Here is a 16,426-nt window from a genome sequence, read left to right on the forward strand (position 1 = left end):
CCGTGGCCTCGTCTTCCGCCGCACCATCCGACGCTAGGCGCCGGCCTGGCCTTTCCCTTCTGGCCGTCACCGCCCTGGGGGCCGCGCTGCTCACCCTGGCGGCCGGCCGCCTCGTCTGGGAACAGCGGGAGGAGCGCCTGGCCCGGGGCGAGGCTCTGGTGTCGATGCACACCCGCCTGGCGGAAGACCAGCTGACCACCAGTCTGCAACTGCTCGAACTGGGGCTCGACAGCCTGGCGCCCCGGGTGGCGGCAGAAGCGGCGCCGGCCCGGCAGAACACCCAGCTGCGCAACGCCCTCGCCCATGCCCCCATGCTGCGCTCCCTCAGCGTGGTGTCGCCCCAAGGGATGATCGTGGCCAGTAGCAACCCGGCCAACCTAGGAATGCGTCCCGACCCCCAGGGGCTGGTGTCCACCGTCGCCACCTCCGGCGATGCCTTCCGCATCGGTATCCCCTGGTCCGGCCGCGATTTCGCCGACGGCGCCCCCATCCAGGCCCGGGACTCCGGACGCACCGACCGGCCCATCCACATGGAATTTCTGCCGGCCCTGTATACCCCGGGCGGTTCCACCAGCGACGGCGTCACCCTGCTGGCGGCGATCAACCCGGACTACTTCATCAACCAGTTCCTGCTCAACCTGGAAGGCGTCCAGGGCATGGTCCGGGTGCTGCGCTACGACAACCGGCTGCTCTTCTCCACCCGGGAAACGGACGACGCCCTGCTCGGCCAGCGCCTGCCCGGCGCCCTGTTCATCAGCCGCCTGCGCGATAGCGAATCCGGCTCGGGCGTGCAGCTCCTGGAGGATGAAGGTCCCTGCCTGGCGGCCTTCCGCGCCTCCAAGCGCTACCCGGTGGTGGTGATGGCCCAGGCGCCCCAGGCGGTGCTGCTGGAAGGCTGGCTGGCGGAAACCCGCCGCTTGCTCCTGCTCGGCATCCCCGCCCTCCTCGGCCTGCTGGTCCTGGCCGCCCTGTTCGACCGGGAACGTCGGCGGCGGCACGCCGCCGCTGCACACGACGACGCCCGGGAGCAGCGCCGCCTGGGCGCCGTGCTCGCCGCCCTGCCGATGGGCGCCGCCCTGCTCGGCCGGCAAGGCCAGGTGCTGCAAGGCAACGCCGCTTGGCGCCCCGAACCGGCACTGGACGAAGCGGCGCTACGCGCGCTGCTCGACGAAGGCACGCCCATCGACCTGGAAACGCCGGCGGGTCCGGATGCCGAAGCCAATAGCCTGGCCTGGCTACGCCTCCAGGCCACCCCGGTGACCCTGCCGGCAGCCGACGGCCCGGCGCCGTGCAGTGCGGTGGCCGTACAGTCCGACATCGCCGCCCGGAAGCTGGCCACTGAGCAGTTGCAGCTCCACGCCCACATCTTCGACCACAGCAGCGAAGGCATCTTCGTCTGCAACGCCGACAACGAAATCCTGTGGGCCAACCGGGCCCTGCTGGAGCTGACCGGCTACAGCGCGGCGGAAATCCTCGGTCAGAATCCGGCCATGTTCGGCGCCGGCACCCACGATGGCGGCTTCTACGCCCAGATGTGGCGCGACCTGGCCCACACCGGCCTGTGGCAGGGCGAGATCGCCAACCGGCGCAAGAACGGCGATCTGCTTCCCGGCTGGCTGACCATCGTCGCCATCAAGGACGAGGGGGGGGCCGTGGCCCGCTACGTGGCCCTCTTTTCCGACATCACCGAACACAAGGCTTCGGAAGCCCGCATCCGCTTCCTCTCCGAGCACGACTTTCTCACCGGCCTGCCCAACCGGACCCTGTTCGCCGATCGGCTCGGCCAGGCCATCAGCCGGGCCGGTCGCCACGGCCAGCGACTGGCGGTGCTGCACATCGACCTGGACCGCTTCAAGGCGGTGAACGATTCCCTGGGCCATGGCGCCGGGGACCGGCTGCTCCAGGAGACGGCCCAGCGCATCTGCACCTGCGTGCGCAGCAGCGACACGGTCTGCCGCCAAGGCGGCGACGAATTCCTGATCCTGCTTGAAGAAGTGGGTGATGCCGATGCCGCCGCCCGGGTGGCGGTGCACCTGATCCAGGCCATTTCCCGCAGTTGCGCCATCGACGGCCAGCAGGTGATCGTCACCCCCTCCATCGGCATCGCCATGTACCCCGAGGATGGCGCCACCGTCGAAACCCTGGTCAGCTGCGCCGACATGGCCATGTATTACAGCAAGGGACGGGGGCGCAACGCCTTCCATTTCTTCGCGCCGGCCATGACCGCCCAGGCCACCGAGCGGCTGGCCATCGAATGCGGCCTGCGCGGGGCCCTGGACAAGAACGAGTTCACCCTGCACTACCAACCCCAGGTCAGCCTCGGAGATGGGGCCATCGTCGGCGTCGAGGCCCTGATCCGCTGGAACGATCCCCAGCGGGGCCTGCGCAGCCCCAACGAATTCATCGCCCTGGCCGAGGAAACGGGCCTGATCGTGCCCATCGGCGACTGGGTGCTGCACGAAGTCTGCCGCCAGGCGCGGCGCTGGCGCGACCAGGGCCTGGCGCCGATCCCGGTGGCGGTGAACGTGGCCGCGCCCCAGTTCTACCGGCCCGGCTTCGCCGCGTCCGTCGGCGCAATCCTGGCCGCCCACGACCTGCCGGGGGACGCCATCGAGCTGGAAGTGACCGAACGCCTCATCCTCGAAACCCGGGACGAGCAACTGGAGCTGCTCCAGGAGCTGCGCCGCCTCGGCGTGAAGCTGTCGATCGACGATTTCGGCTCGGGCTATTCGTCCCTGGCCTACCTGCACCGCCTGCCCATCGACAAGCTGAAGATCGACCACGCCTTCATCGCCAACCTGGACAACCAGGGCAGCGACGCCACCATCACCGAAACCATCATCCACCTGGCCCACGATCTGGGCCTGACGGTGCTGGCCGAGGGCGTGGAGCGGGAAGTCCAGCGGGATTTCCTGCGCGACCGGGGCTGCGACGCCTATCAGGGCTACCTGTTCAGCCCGCCCCTGGACGGCGACAAGCTCGCCGACCTGCTGCGCCGCCAGGCGGGCGGCATCGGCACGGCGCACGCCGCCTGAGCGCGCACCGGCCGCCGGCGGCTCTCCCCACTCAGCCCTGGCTGGCCGGGGGCGCCACCTTGACCACTTCTTCGAGGGTGGTGGCGCCCGCCGCCACCTTCATCGCGCCGGACACGCGCAGGGGTTTCATGCCTTCCCGGTAGGCCAGTTCGCGCACCCGGGCCACATCGGTCTGGGGCTGGACCAGCTTGCGCATCTCCGGGCTGAGCAGCAGGATTTCGTACAGGCCGACCCGGCCCAGGTAACCGGTCATGCGGCATTCGAGACAGCCTTCCGGGTGGGGCAGCTGGGCCGGAGCGTTGGCCCGCCAGGGCACCACCAAGTTCTTCCACACCTCTTCCTCTTCCGGGCGCAGCGCCTCGTTCTTCTTGCAGTGGGGGCAGAGGGTGCGCACCAGGCGCTGGGCCATCACCCCCAGGACCGTGGCGTTGATCAGGTAGGACGGCACCCCCAGGTCGAGCAGACGGGTGATCGCCGAAGGGGCGTCGTTGGTGTGCAGGGTGGACAGCACCAGGTGACCGGTGAGCGCCGCCTGGATGGCCATTTCGGCGGTTTCCAGGTCGCGGATCTCGCCGATCATGATGATGTCCGGGTCCTGGCGCATCAGGGCCCGCACCCCGTCGGCAAAGCCCAGCTCGATGCCGTGCTGCACCTGCATCTGGTTGAAGGCGGACTCGACCATCTCGATCGGGTCCTCGATGGTGCAGACGTTCACCTCCGGGGTGGCCAGCTGCTTGAGGGTGGAATAGAGGGTGGTGGTCTTGCCCGAGCCGGTGGGGCCGGTGACCAGGATGATGCCGTTGGGTTGGGCGGTCATCCACTTCCACTTCTGCTCGTCTTCCTCGGAAAAGCCCAGGTCGATGAAGTCGCGCACCAGCACTTCCGGGTCGAATACCCGCATCACCAGCTTCTCGCCGAAGGCGGTGGGCAGGGTCGACAGGCGCAGCTCGATCTCCTGCCCCGCCGGGGTCAGGGTCTTGATGCGGCCGTCCTGGGGGCGGCGCTTCTCGATCACGTCCATGCGTCCGAGCAGCTTGATGCGGCTGGTCATGGCGGTCATCACCGCCATGGGCACCTGGTACACCTGGTGCAGCACGCCGTCGATGCGGAAGCGCACGATGCCCCGCTCCCGGCGCGGCTCCACGTGGATGTCGGAGGCGCGCTGCTCGAAGGCGTACTGCCACAGCCAATCGACGATGTGCACGATGTGCTGGTCGTTGGCGTCGAGCTGGCGGTTGGTCCCGCCCAGCTGCACCAGCTGTTCGAAGGACGAGAGGCCCGACACCGAGGTGCTGCCCTTCTTCTGGGCGCCCTTGACCGACTTGGCCAGGTTGTAGAACTCCACCAGGAAGCGGGAGATCGCCAGGGGGCTGGCGATCACCGGGCGCACCTTCTTGCGCAGGATGCCGCGCAGCTCCCCCTGCCACTCGGTGAGGAAGGGCTCGGCGGTGGCCACCACCACTTCGTCGGCTCCCACCTCCACCGGCAGGATGGTGAAGCGGCCGGCGTAGGCCGAGGACGCCACCTCGGTCACCGAGGAGACGTCGATCTTGAGCGGATCGATGTGGTAGTAGGGCATGCCCACCCGGCCGGCCAGCCATTCGGCCAGGGTATCCAGGGTCAGGGGCTTGCCCGAGCGGGCGTCCTTGTAATGCTGGTCGGCCACCACCGCCAGGGGATGGACCTGGTCCCGGTAGAGGCGCCGCTCGCGGCCGAGCTTTTCGCCCTCGTCCGGGGTGAGCACCCCATCTTCCATCAGCCACAGCAAGACCCCCTGGAGGGTCAGGCGCTGTTGGCCGTGGCCGCCCCCCCGCCCGCCGCTACCGGCGCCGCTGCCAGAGCGCGACGAGTGGGAAGTGGCGGTGGATGGGGCGCTGGACGGGGGCATGGGACGGATATACCGAAAATGGAAGATGGGGCGCGCCCACCGCCCGCAAGCGGAACGGGCGGAGGCCATGCGGCCGGGATGATTCTCCGCCCGACTCTATCCCAACCGCCTGACGCCCTCAATGGCGCCCCGCGCCAGCGGCAGGGCGGGGATGGCAAGCGGTGTGCGACCTGGGTGCGGTCGAGCCGCGATCCGGGCGGCCATGGCCCAGGCAACTCGGCCGATCAGGCCGGGTAGTTGGACACCTCGATCAGGTTCAGGTCCGGGTCGCGGAAGTAGAACGACTGGATCGGCCCGACGGCGCCGGTGCGAGCCACCGGGCCTTCGACGATGGTCACCCCGGCGGCGCGCACGTGGGCCATGGCCGCCTCCAGGGGCGTGGCGGTGATGAAGCACAGGTCGGCGGAGCCGGGGGTGGGCCGCTCGGCCTTGGGCTCGAATTCCTTGCCGGCCTGGTGCAGGTTGATCTTCTGCCGGCCGAAGGAAAGGGCGCGGCGCCCGGCACCGAAGGTCACCGCCTCCATGCCCATCACCCGGGCGTAGAAGTCGCAGGTGGCGTCGATGTCGCGGACGGTGAGGACCAGGTGGTCGAGGCGGTCGATCTGCATGGGGTATCTCCGGGGAATGCTGCCGGCGTCGCTGTTATGGATGGCACCGCAACGACCACAGCGGCCGCCGGACACCCCGGGCACCCCAGACACCATCTGCCGGCGGTGGAGGTTAGGCGGTACCCGGACCGCCAGCTTAACAAACCTCACCGAGCCTGCTGGAAGTCCGCGCCAGTCGGCCATCTCCAGCCCCCCTGCCCGAAGCACCAATGAAAACGGGCATCTCCAGGGATGCCCCTTGAAGATGCCCGTCTGGCGCGGACTTTCGGGGCATGCCCGAAAATCCGCGGCATTACTGGCCGCTTACTTGCCGGAGATGGCCAGCATCAGCGCGTTCATGCGCTTGACGAAGCCGGCCGGGTCTTCCAGCTGGCCGCCTTCAGCCAGGATGGCCTGTTCGAACAGCAGGTGGGCCCAGTCGTTGAATTGCGCTTCGGCTTCGCCCTTCAAGCGCACCACCGCCGGGTGCTCCGGGTTGATTTCCAGGATCGGCTGGTAGGCCGGGGCCTGCTGGCCGGCCTGCTTGAGGATGCGCGCCAGGTTGCCGGATACGTCGTGCTCGTCGGACACCAGGCAGGCCGGGGAATCGGTCAGGCGCAGGGTGATGCGCACGTCCTTGACCTTGTCGCCCAGGGCGCCCTTGACCTTCTCGGTCAGGTCCTTGAACTCGTCGGCGACCTTCTCGGCGGCCTTCTTCTCTTCCTCATCCTCCAGCTTGCCCAGGTCCAGGCCGCCCTTGGCCACGGACTGGAGCTGCTTACCGTCGAACTCGGTGAGGTGACCCACCACCCACTCGTCCACCCGGTCGGAGAGCAGCAGCACCTCGATGCCCTTCTTGCGGAAGACTTCCAGGTGGGGGCTGTTCTTGGCGGCGGCGAAGGTGTCGGCGGTGACGTAGTAGATCTTCTCCTGCCCTTCCTTCATGCGCGCCACATAGTCGGCCAGGGACACGGTCTCGTCGGCAGCGTCGGTATGGGTGGAAGCAAAGCGCAGCAGGCCGGCAATGCGCTCCTTGTTGGCGAAGTCCTCACCCACGCCTTCCTTGAGCACCTTGCCGAATTCCTTCCAGAAGGTGGCGTACTTGTCCTTGTCGGCCTGCTCGTCGCTGTTGGCCAGGCCTTCGAGCATGCCCAGCACCCGCTTCACGCAACCGCCGCGGATGGTGTCGATCTCGCGGCTTTCCTGGAGGATTTCCCGGGAGACGTTGAGCGGCAGGTCGTTGGAATCGACCAGGCCGCGCACGAAGCGCAGGTAGGACGGCATCAGCTTCTTGGCGTCGTCCATGATGAAGACGCGCTTCACGTAGAGCTTGACGCCATGGCGCACGCCGCCGTCCTGGCCCCGGTCCCACATGTCGAAGGGGGCACGGCCGGGGATGTACAGCAGCTGGGTGTATTCCTTGGTGCCCTCGACCTTGGCATGGACCCAGGCGAGCGGGTCTTCGAAATCGTGGGCGACGTGCTTGTAGAAAGCCTTGTACTCGTCCTCGGAAATCTCGGCCTTGGGCCGGGTCCACAGGGCGGAGGCCTGGTTGACCGTCTCGTCCTCGTCCTTGACCACGGACTCGCCCTTCTCCTGGTCCCACTCTTCCTTCTTCATGACGATGGGCAGGACGATGTGGTCGGAGTACTTGCGCACCAGGCTCTTCAGGGTCCAGGCGGAGAGGAACTCGTCCTCGCCCTCTTTCAGGTGCAGGACGATGTCGGTGCCGCGGCCAGCCTTGTCCACCGCTTCCACGGTGTAGTCGCCCAGGCCGGCGGATTCCCACTTGACGCCCTCGCCCGCCGGCAGGCCGGCGCGGCGGGAGATGACGGTGACCTTGTCGGCGACGATGAAGCTGGAGTAGAAGCCGACGCCGAACTGGCCGATCAGGTGGCTGTCCTTCTGCGAATCGCCAGTCAGGCTGGAGAAGAATTCCTTGGTGCCGGACTTGGCGATGGTACCCAGGTGGCGCACCGCCTCGTCACGGCTCATGCCGATGCCGTTGTCGGAGATGGTCAGGGTGCGGGCGGCCTTATCGTAGGACAGGCGCACCTTCAGGTCGCCGTCGCCCTCGAACAGCTCGGGCTTGCCCATGGCCTCGAAGCGCAGCTTGTCGCAGGCGTCGGAGGCGTTGGAAATCAGCTCGCGGAGGAAGATTTCCTTGTTGGAATAGAGGGAGTGGATCATCAGGTGCAGCAGCTGCTGCACCTCGGCCTGGAAGCCCAGGGTTTCCTTGGTGGCGGTGGTCATGTCGGAACGTGGTCGCGGTTGATGAACGGAACACGCTCCAGATGGGGGCACCGCCGGGGATTTCAAGCCCCCGGCGAAAGCGGAGAAAGCGGCGGGTAAAGCGAAGCAAACAGGGGGGGCCCAAAGACCAGGAGCCGCCCAGCGCCAGTGCCGGTCAGCTCAGGGCGCCGTTGTTGAACACCGCCTGGTTGCGGCCGTTACGCTTGGCTTCGTAGAGCGCTTCGTCGGCCCGGGCGAAGAGGCGGTCGAGCACGTCGTCCCGCTCCACCCGCACGGTCACGCCGATGCTCACGGTGAGGCGCAGGGGCACGCCGTCGGCGAGCAGGAAGGGGGTGGATGCCACTGCCTGGCGCAGCCGTTCGGCCACCTGCATGGCGCCCACACCGTCGGTTTCCGGCAGAACCATGGCGAATTCCTCGCCGCCCATGCGGCCGAGCCGGTCCACCTCGCGCACACCGATTCCCAGGCAGGAGGCGATGTGCTTGAGGGCGGCGTCGCCGGCGGCATGGCCGTAGGTGTCGTTGATGCGCTTGAAGTGGTCCACGTCGATCATCAGCACCGCCAGGGGGTGGCCGAAGCGGCGCGAACGGGCCCACTCCTCTGCCGATGCGTCGAGGAAGCGGGAGCGGTTGGCCAGGCCGGTGAGGGTGTCGGTGGTGGCCAGGCGCTGCAACTCGGCGGAGGCCCGGGAACGCTCGATGGCGATCGCCGCCATCTTGCACGAGTGGTCCAGGGTTTCCTGTTCCAGGGGCGTGGGGCGGCGTGCCTCGTCGAGCAGCAGGGTGAGCACGCCGAGGGTTTCGCGCCCTGGGGACATGATCGGGGTGGACCAGACCGCCGACGCTGCCAGCCGCTCCAGCACCTCCCGGCTCTGGTCGAAGCGGGAATCGGCGGCCACGGCGTCGCTCAGGTGCTGGACGCCGAAGTGCAGGGCCGGACCGCAGGTGGCATCCCCCGGGAACAGCCGGTTGTGGGCCAGGGTCGCCCGGTACCAGGCAGGCAGGGACGGGGCGGCACCGAAGGCCACGGGGATGGCGCCGTCCTCGTCCACCGGGCCGTCGCGCAGCAGCACCATGGCCCGGGCCTGGGACACGGCCTTCTCGATCTTGCTGCACAACAGCTCCAGGGTGCGCTGCAAGGGCGCGTCCTCGGCGATCAGGCGTAGCACTTGGCGCTCCACCGCCAGCATGGTCTCGGCGTGTTTGCGCTCGGTGATGTCCACCGCCGCCGCGATGGTCAGCTGGCGGCGGCCCAGGCGGATGACGCGGCGGTACGACAGGTAATGGCGCGGAGTGCCGCTGTCGCCGGCCATGCGCTCCTCGCGCACCACCACCTTGCCCGTCTGGGCGGCCTTCTGGTCGTCTTCGCGCAGGCGCTTGACCGCTTCCTCAGGCAGCACGTCCGAATCGAGCAGCCCGACCAGGTCGGGCTTGCCCTTGCCCAGCACGGCGGCGGCGGCCTCGTTGACCACCACGAAGCGGCCGGACTCGTCGCGCACGGTAAGCATCACCGGCAGGGTGTCGAGGATCGACTCGGTCAGGTTGGACTGCTGGGCCAGTTGCTGCCGGCTTTCCGCCAGGTCCTGCTCGGAGCGACGTTGCTCGGACAGGTCCGAGAAGACGCAGATGTAATTGGAAACGATGCCGGCAGCGTTGCGCACGGCGGTGATGGTCATGGATTCCGGATAGATCTCACCGTTCTTGCGCCGGTTCATGATCTCGCCCCGCCACTCGCCGTGCCGGGCGATCTGCTCGTACATCGTTTCGTAAAAGCTCCGGTCGTGCAGGCCGGATTTGAGCAGGCGGGTGTCGCACCCCACCGCCTCCTCGGCCTCGTAGCCGGTGATCAGGGAGAACGCCGGGTTCACCGAGCGGATCGTCTGGCGATGGTCGGTGATCATGATCGCTTCCAGGGAGGCCTCGGCCACCTTGGAAGCCAGCGCCAGGGCTTGCTCCGACTTCTGTAGGCGTAGGGCCTGGTCGGCTAGGGCAGCCTGAAGCTCGCGCACGTATTCCTGCTCGACGCTGTCGAGGATGTCGGCGTAGCTGAGCAGGCCGACGACGCTGCCGTCCGCGCCCAGGACCCCCAGGTGGCGGATGCGCCGCTCGGCGAAGAGTTGGCGCGCCTGGTAGAGGGTGGCGTCCCGGGGTACCACCACCAGGGGGAAGGAGGCCACCCGCCCGGCGTTGAGGTTCAGGGTGCCCTGGCTGATCAGGCGCAATACGTCCTGACCGGTGAGGATGCCGAGCACCCCCTTGGCGGAGACGATGGCCGCATCGCTGCGCGCCTGGCGCATCTGGGCCACCACCTGGGACATGGGCGCTTCGGCGTCCACCTGCAAGGGCCGACTCTTGACCACCGACTCGACGTTGCGCAAATGTACGTAGAACTCGATGCCCTGGTTGTTCACCACGTCGGTCTGGGACACCACGCCGAGGGGCCGCCCGGCGTCGTCCACCACCAGCAGGTGGCGGATGCTGTCCTGCTTGAAGCGGACCGCCGCCTCGCCCAGGGTGGCGCCCTCGCCCAGGGTCTTCACCGGCGAGCTCATCACCTCGGCCACCGGCCGCTCCAGAGCGTTGGGGTTGTTGAAGTCGAGGGACAGGGCGTCCTTTTCGGTCCAGATGCCGAGAATCCGCTCGGGCATGGCCTCGTCCACCACCAGGATCGAGCCGCAGCGGGCCTCGTGCATGCGCGAGGCAGCCACCGCCAGGGAAGTGTCCGGGCTGCACACCAGCAGCTCACGCTGGAGGATGCGCGCAACCGGCAGGTCGTAATGCATGAGTGTGCTCAATCCCAGACCTCGTAGCGAATCTCGACAATCTCGATTTCCCGCAGCCCCGCCGGGCTCTGGAAACGTACCACGTCCCCTTCCCGGGCCTTGAGCAGCGCCCGGGCCAGGGGGGAAATCCAGCTGATGCGGCCCCGGGTCACGTCGGCCTCGTCCACCCCGACGATGGTGTAGGTGGCCTCGCCACCCGTTTCGTCGCACACCTGCACGGTGGCGCCGAAGAACACCTGCTCCACGTTCTCCTGCCGGCTCGGGTCCACCACCTGGGCGATGTCCAGCCGCTTGGTGAGGAAGCGGATGCGGCGGTCGATCTCGCGCAGACGCTTCTTGCCGTACAGGTAGTCGCCGTTCTCGGAACGGTCGCCGTTGCTCGCCGCCCAGGACACCACCTCGACCACCTTGGGCCGTTCCCGCTTGATCAGGTCGTCCAGTTCGGCCTTGAGTCGGGCGAAGCCCGATGGCGAGATGTAGTTGCGGGTGCCTTGAGGCAGGCGCAGCGCCGGGGCGAGGTCCTCGTCCTCGTCGTCTCCGTCGCTTTCCCGTACGAATGCCTTGTTCATGGCTGGCCGCAAAACCTCGATTCTAGGCGATCGCCGGGGCGACCACCACCTGCAACGCAAAACGCCAACGCCCGACACATGGCCGGGCGCTGGCGGCAAAACCCGGCGGCCAGGCCGCCGGAATGCTTAGAAGCCGATCTGGAAAGCCTGAACGTCGATACGCACCGTGGGCCGCTGCAACACGGCCGCGGTATTGCGGGCGAAGCTCTGGCCCCAGGAATTGCCGGCGCCGAAGCGGGATTCGCCGCCGTACTTGGCCACGTTGAGAATCTTGTCGATGATCAGCACCTTGCCCATGGGGTTGGTGGGCTCGCATTCCAGTTCGACGAATTCCTTGTCGAACCACTGCCGCGCCTCTGCCTCGCTGGTGCCTTGCAGGTCGGTTTCGGTGAAGCGGAAGGAATACTCCCGGTCCCGGCCATAAACCACCACCACGTCATACTGCATTGTCCCCTCCTTGCTTGAATTGTGGATGTGCTGAGAGAACCCCATTCTAACGCCAAAGCCGGCGCCGCCAAGAGGCCCCGCGCCGGTGCCCGCCCCCCGCGCCGCCGATGCCAGTAAACGATTGTTTTTGTCATTGCCCCGCCCTACCATTGCGGGCACTGCTTCGGAGACCCACGCCGTGACCCTCACCCCGGAAGAAACCGCGGAAATTCAATCCCGTCTGCGCAACCTGCAGGTGGAGCACCGGGATCTCGACGAGGTCATCGCCCGCCTGACGGTCAATCCGCCCAACGACCAGTTGCTCATCCGGCGTCTCAAGAAGCGCAAGCTCTACCTCAAGGACCGCATCACCCAGCTTGAAGGCATGCTGGTCCCCGACATCCCGGCCTGAGCCCGCGCAACCGCGCTCGGCCCCACCACTTAGGAGACCTCCCATGGCCGGAATCGACGGCTATTCGCTGGATACGCTCGCCCTGCACGCCGGCACCCCGCCCGACCCCGCCACCGGCGCCCGGGCCCTGCCGATCCACCTGACCACCTCCTTCGTCTTCCGCGACGCCGACCACGCCGCCGCCCTGTTCGACCTGGAGCGGGCCGGCCACGTCTATTCGCGCATTTCCAACCCCACCGTGGCCGCCTTCGAGGAGCGCATCGCCGCCCTGGAAGGAGGTATCGGTTCGATCGCCACCGCCAGCGGCCAGGCCGCCCTGTTCCTCGCCCTGTCCACCCTGATGGGGGCCGGCGGCCACGTGGTCGCCTCCCGGGCCCTGTACGGCGGCTCCCACAACCTGCTCGCCTACACCCTGCCCCGCTTCGGCATCACCACCACCTTCGTCGATCCCCGGGACCCGGACGCCTGGCGCGCCGCCATCCGCCCCGAGACCCGGGCCTTCCTGGCCGAAACCCTGGGCAACCCGACCCTGCCGGTGCTCGACATCCCCGCCGTCGCGGCCATCGCCCACGAGGCCGGCATCCCCCTGGTGGTGGACGCCACCCTGACCCCGCCGACCCTGCTGCGCCCCTTCGACCACGGTGCCGACATCGTGGTGCACTCCGCCACCAAGTACCTGTCCGGCCACGGCACCGTGGTGGGCGGCGTAGTGGTGGACGGCGGCCGCTTCGACTGGGAGGCCAACGCCGACCGCTTCCCCCTGCTCACCGCGCCCTACGACGGTTTCCACGGCATGGACTTCGCCGAGGAATCGCCGGTGGCGGCCTTCCTGCTGCGTGCCCGGCGCGAGGGCCTGCGCGACTTCGGCGCCTGCCTGTCGCCGATGAACGCCTTCCAGATCCTGCAAGGCATGGAAACCCTGGGCATCCGCATGGAACGCCACTGCGCCAACGCCCGCACCGTGGCCACCTTCCTCGCCGACAGCCCGGTGGTGGAATCGGTGTCCTACCCGGAACTGGCCACCCACCGCGACCACGCCCTGGCGCAGAAGCTGCTGCCCAAGGGCTGCGGCGGGGTGATGACCTTCGACGTGCAGGGCGGCCGCGAGGCCGGCAAGCGCCTGATCGAATCCCTGCGCCTGTTCTCCCACCTGGCCAACGTGGGCGACGCCAAGTCCCTGGTGATCCACCCGGCCACCACCACCCACTTCCGCATGGACGACGCCAGCCTGGCCCAGGCCGGTATCGGCCCGGGCACCATCCGCCTGTCGGTGGGCCTGGAAGATCCGGCCGACCTGATCGAGGACCTCTCCCGCGGCCTGGCCGCCGTCGCCAAGCTGCTCAAGGGCTGAGCCCGAAACCGGACCGATCATGGAACTGACCGTCAACCACCATCCCGTCTTCGTCTACACCGGCGGCGTCGCTTTCGATCCCGCCCGCCCCGCCGTGGTGTTCATCCACGGCGCTGCCCACGACCACAGTGTGTGGGCGTTGCAGACCCGCTACCTGGCCCACCACGGCTACGCCGTGCTGGCCCCGGACCTGCCGGGCCACGGCCGCTCCGGCGGCGAGCCCCTGGCTTCGGTGGAAGCCCTGGCCGACTGGGTGATCGCCCTGCTCGACGCCGCCGGCGTGGAAAAGGCCATGCTGGCAGGCCACTCCATGGGCGCCATGACCGTCCTCGAAGCCGCCGCCCGCCACCCGGCCCGGGTAAGCAAGATCGCCCTGCTCGGCGCGGCCTTTCCCATGGGCGTTTCCGAGGCCCTGCTCGCGGCCGCCCAGGACGATCCGGAAACGGCCTACAAAATGGTCAACCTGTGGTCCCACGCCCCCGCCACCCACGTCGGCGGCAACCCCAACCCAGGGGTGTGGCAAACGGGCCTCAACCTGGCGATCATGCGCCGCTCCAGGCCCGGCGTGCTGCACCGGGACCTGCTCAACTGCCAGGCCTACCTGGGTGGGCTGGAAGCCGCCGCCAAGGTGGCCTGCCCGGCCCTGCTGGTGTGCGCCGAGCGGGACCTGATGACCCCGCCCCGGGCCGTCCAGGGGCTGCGCGACGCCATTCCCGGCGTCAAGGTGGCGACCATCGCCGGGGCCGGCCATGCCATGATGGCCGAGCGCCCCGACGCAGTGCTCGATGCCCTGCGGGCCTTCGTCTGACCTTCCGGAAAGCGCCATGACCCGCCCCGCCCACCTCCCTATGCTGCCCACCCTGCCAAGCCTTGCATTGGTGGCCGTCTTGGTACTGGCCGGCCCGGCCCGGGCGCAGGCCCAGGAACCCCCCCCCCTCTCCCGGGGCCAGACCCTCTACCTGCCGGTGTATTCCCACCTGTGGCACGGCAACCGGGACAAGCAGGGGCGGCCGGAAATCGTTTACCTGTCGGCCCTGGTCAGCATCCGCAACACGGACCCGACCCGCCCCCTGCGCGTCACCCAGGCCCGCTACTACGACACCGCCGGCAAGTCCCTGCGCGACTTCGTCAGCCAGCCCCAGACCGTGCCGCCCCTGGGCACCCTGGAGCTGTTCATCGAGCGGCGCGAGGCCGAGGGCGGTTCCGGCGCCAACTTCCTGATCCGCTGGCAGGCCGACGGGGCCATCAACCCGCCCCTGGTGGAAGCGGTGCACACCGACCTCTACGGCAACCGGGCCATCTCCTTCTCCACCCAGGGCCGGCCGATCAACGCTGGCGAGTAAATTTCCCGCACCCACCGTCAACGGCAACGGCCTCCCGCGGGAGGCCGTTCGTCTTTCCACAACGGCACCGTGCCCGACATCCGGCCGGGCACGACGCGGGGATACGGCAGCAACCTCAGCGGGCAGCGGCCCGGCTGTCAGGGACCACCCAACGGCCCTTGACCTTGCACATCACCTCGTCCTGGCTGCCGCGGGTCTGGCCGTGGGCATTCTCGATGCGCACCTGGCGGCACCCTTCCCGCCCTTCGGGCGCCGCGCCCGGGGTGACGCTGCCGCTGCTCCCGGTCTTGTCGTTGCGCCAGGTCACGGTCTGGCCGTCCGGCGCATTGTCCAGAGCGTCCTGAAGGGTTTTCTGCATCAGCGCCGTATCGGCCTTGGTGAACTTGCCCACGGCGGTGTTCTTGAGGAAGTCGGTATTGCCGGCCAGCGCCGCTCCGGACAGGCACGCCAACAGGACGGCAGATACGCTGGATACGCCAACGCAACGACGATGGAAGGTGCTGCGGATAGTCACCATGGTTTCCTCCATGTGGATTTAACCGGGCCAGCTTGCACCACCGTCACGGCCTGCACAAGCAAAACGGCCCGCAGATCGCTCCGGCGGGCCGTTCGCGGCACTGGCGGCAGGATCGGTCAGAGCACCAGGCTGCCCAGCCACCAGGCGATGGCCGCCACCAGGGCGCTGGCCGGAATGGTCAGAATCCACGCCCAGACGATGCCCCCCGCCACGCCCCAGCGCACGGCAGACACCTTGCGCGCCGAGCCCACGCCGACGATAGCGCCGGTGATGGTGTGGGTGGTGGAGACAGGAATACCCAGCATGGTGGCCAGGAACAGGGTGATGGCCCCGCCGGTTTCGGCGCAGAAACCGCCCACGGGCTTGAGCTTGGTGATGCGCTGGCCCATGGTCTTGACGATGCGCCAGCCGCCGAACAGGGTGCCCAGGCTGATGGCCACGTAGCAGGCCACCACCACCCAGACCGGGATCGGGTCGCTCTTGCCGGTCATTCCGGCGGCGATGAGCAGCATCCAGATGATGCCGATGGTTTTCTGCGCATCGTTGCCGCCGTGCCCCAGGCTGTAGAGGCCCGCCGAGATCAGTTGCAGGCGGCGGAACCAGCGGTCGATCTTGCGCGGGGTGGTGCGGCGGAACAGCCAGGCCACCACCACCATCAGCAAGGTCCCGAGCAGGAAGCCGAGCAGGGGCGAGACGAAGATGAAGGCCACCGTCTTGAGGATGCCGCCGGCGATCAGGGAATCGGGACCGGCCTTGGCCAGGCCCGCCCCCACCAGCCCGCCGATCAGGGCATGGGACGAGGACGAGGGGATGCCGTAGTACCAGGTGATGATGTTCCAGACCACGGCGCCGATCAGGGCGCCGAAGACCACCACGTGGTCCACGATGGAAGGGTCGATGGTGCCCTTGCCGATGGTGGTGGCCACATTGAGGTGGAACACCGCCACGGCGATGAAATTGAACATGGCCGCCCAGGCGACGGCTTGGTGGGGTTTGAGTACGCCGGTGGAGACGACGGTGGCGATGGCGTTGGCCGCATCATGAAACCCGTTCATGAAGTCGAAGGCCAGCGCCAACGCCACCAGCACGATCACGACCCCCAGGCTGATGGTCACGGTATCCATGGGAGTCGATCAGGAGTTTTCGAGGACGATGCCTTCGATGATGTTGGCCACATCCTCGCAGCGGTCGGTGACGGTTTCGAGGATTTCGTAGATGGCCTTGAGCTTGATCAGCTGGCGCACGTCCGGCTCGTCGCGGAAC

General features: G+C 68.2%; 13 protein-coding genes. 5 read left to right on the forward strand and 8 right to left on the reverse strand.

All coding sequences use genetic code 11. The annotated features are described in order from the left end of the window. Positions 1-2 precede the first annotated feature (2 nt). Complete coding sequence (locus LWW89_RS05105) at positions 3-3,035, forward strand: EAL domain-containing protein (protein WP_293262115.1); 3,033 nt, start codon at positions 3-5, stop codon at positions 3,033-3,035. Between the two features lie 31 nt (positions 3,036-3,066). On the opposite strand, the gene LWW89_RS05110 is transcribed toward LWW89_RS05105, so the two are convergent. From LWW89_RS05110 to LWW89_RS05135, 6 genes are all read right to left on the reverse strand, one after another. Continuing rightward, complete coding sequence (locus tag LWW89_RS05110) at positions 3,067-4,923, reverse strand: type II/IV secretion system protein (protein WP_293262118.1); 1,857 nt, start codon at positions 4,921-4,923, stop codon at positions 3,067-3,069. Positions 4,924-5,147: 224 nt separating this feature from the next. Beyond that, positions 5,148-5,531 (reverse strand): VOC family protein, encoded by a 384-nt coding sequence (locus LWW89_RS05115; RefSeq protein ID WP_293262121.1) that lies wholly within the window; start codon positions 5,529-5,531, stop codon positions 5,148-5,150. Positions 5,532-5,834: 303 nt separating this feature from the next. Next, positions 5,835-7,763: a molecular chaperone HtpG gene (htpG, locus tag LWW89_RS05120; RefSeq protein WP_293262124.1), complete on the reverse strand. Its 1,929-nt coding sequence runs from the start codon at positions 7,761-7,763 to the stop codon at positions 5,835-5,837. Positions 7,764-7,917: 154 nt separating this feature from the next. Next, the gene (locus tag LWW89_RS05125; protein ID WP_293262127.1) at positions 7,918-10,557 is read right to left on the reverse strand and encodes a diguanylate cyclase; all 2,640 of its coding nucleotides are present in this window, start codon (positions 10,555-10,557) and stop codon (positions 7,918-7,920) included. Beyond that, entirely contained in the window at positions 10,554-11,114 is a 561-nt protein-coding gene (greB, locus tag LWW89_RS05130) for a transcription elongation factor GreB (RefSeq protein ID WP_293262130.1), read from the reverse strand. Before greB ends, LWW89_RS05125 begins: the two co-directional genes overlap by 4 nt. 126 nt (positions 11,115-11,240) lie before the next feature. Further along, entirely contained in the window at positions 11,241-11,561 is a 321-nt protein-coding gene (locus LWW89_RS05135) for a hypothetical protein (protein ID WP_293262133.1), read from the reverse strand. Between the two features lie 178 nt (positions 11,562-11,739). Here LWW89_RS05135 and LWW89_RS05140 point away from each other — a divergent pair, with 178 nt between their 5' ends. Genes LWW89_RS05140 through LWW89_RS05155 form a run of 4 tightly spaced genes read left to right on the forward strand, consistent with a single transcriptional unit; the run spans position 11,740 to position 14,646 of the window. Beyond that, complete coding sequence (locus LWW89_RS05140; RefSeq protein ID WP_293262136.1) at positions 11,740-11,952, forward strand: YdcH family protein; 213 nt, start codon at positions 11,740-11,742, stop codon at positions 11,950-11,952. Positions 11,953-11,995: 43 nt separating this feature from the next. Next, positions 11,996-13,303, forward strand: a complete 1,308-nt coding sequence (locus LWW89_RS05145) for an O-acetylhomoserine aminocarboxypropyltransferase (protein WP_293262139.1) — start codon at positions 11,996-11,998, stop codon at positions 13,301-13,303. 19 nt (positions 13,304-13,322) lie between these two features. Next, entirely contained in the window at positions 13,323-14,111 is a 789-nt protein-coding gene (locus tag LWW89_RS05150) for an alpha/beta hydrolase (protein WP_293262142.1), read from the forward strand. A 16-nt stretch (positions 14,112-14,127) separates the two neighbouring features. Beyond that, the gene (locus tag LWW89_RS05155; RefSeq protein ID WP_293262145.1) at positions 14,128-14,646 is read left to right on the forward strand and encodes a DUF3124 domain-containing protein; all 519 of its coding nucleotides are present in this window, start codon (positions 14,128-14,130) and stop codon (positions 14,644-14,646) included. Between the two features lie 115 nt (positions 14,647-14,761). On the opposite strand, the gene LWW89_RS05160 is transcribed toward LWW89_RS05155, so the two are convergent. Together LWW89_RS05160 and LWW89_RS05165 are read right to left on the reverse strand one after the other, a co-directional pair. Continuing rightward, entirely contained in the window at positions 14,762-15,163 is a 402-nt protein-coding gene (locus LWW89_RS05160; RefSeq protein ID WP_293262148.1) for an RT0821/Lpp0805 family surface protein, read from the reverse strand. A 116-nt stretch (positions 15,164-15,279) separates the two neighbouring features. Then, a complete protein-coding gene (locus LWW89_RS05165) occupies positions 15,280-16,287 on the reverse strand; it encodes an inorganic phosphate transporter (protein ID WP_293262151.1) in 1,008 nt (335 codons plus the stop codon). Positions 16,288-16,426: the final 139 nt, after the last annotated feature.

Source organism: Oryzomicrobium sp., assembly GCF_021287045.1.
Taxonomy (GTDB): domain Bacteria; phylum Pseudomonadota; class Gammaproteobacteria; order Burkholderiales; family Rhodocyclaceae; genus Oryzomicrobium.

Bases quoted from the DNA above. Each gene is read 5' to 3' on its own strand.
- greB (WP_293262130.1), bottom strand. From the start codon at position 11,114: ATGAACAAGGCATTCGTACGGGAAAGCGACGGAGACGACGAGGACGAG.
- LWW89_RS05160 (WP_293262148.1), bottom strand. From the start codon at position 15,163: ATGGTGACTATCCGCAGCACCTTCCATCGTCGTTGCGTTGGCGTATCC.
- LWW89_RS05145 (WP_293262139.1), top strand. From the start codon at position 11,996: ATGGCCGGAATCGACGGCTATTCGCTGGATACGCTCGCCCTGCACGCC.
- LWW89_RS05150 (WP_293262142.1), top strand. From the start codon at position 13,323: ATGGAACTGACCGTCAACCACCATCCCGTCTTCGTCTACACCGGCGGC.
- LWW89_RS05110 (WP_293262118.1), bottom strand. From the start codon at position 4,923: ATGCCCCCGTCCAGCGCCCCATCCACCGCCACTTCCCACTCGTCGCGC.
- LWW89_RS05115 (WP_293262121.1), bottom strand. From the start codon at position 5,531: ATGCAGATCGACCGCCTCGACCACCTGGTCCTCACCGTCCGCGACATC.
- LWW89_RS05155 (WP_293262145.1), top strand. From the start codon at position 14,128: ATGACCCGCCCCGCCCACCTCCCTATGCTGCCCACCCTGCCAAGCCTT.
- LWW89_RS05135 (WP_293262133.1), bottom strand. From the start codon at position 11,561: ATGCAGTATGACGTGGTGGTGGTTTATGGCCGGGACCGGGAGTATTCC.
- htpG (WP_293262124.1), bottom strand. From the start codon at position 7,763: ATGACCACCGCCACCAAGGAAACCCTGGGCTTCCAGGCCGAGGTGCAG.
- LWW89_RS05165 (WP_293262151.1), bottom strand. From the start codon at position 16,287: ATGGATACCGTGACCATCAGCCTGGGGGTCGTGATCGTGCTGGTGGCG.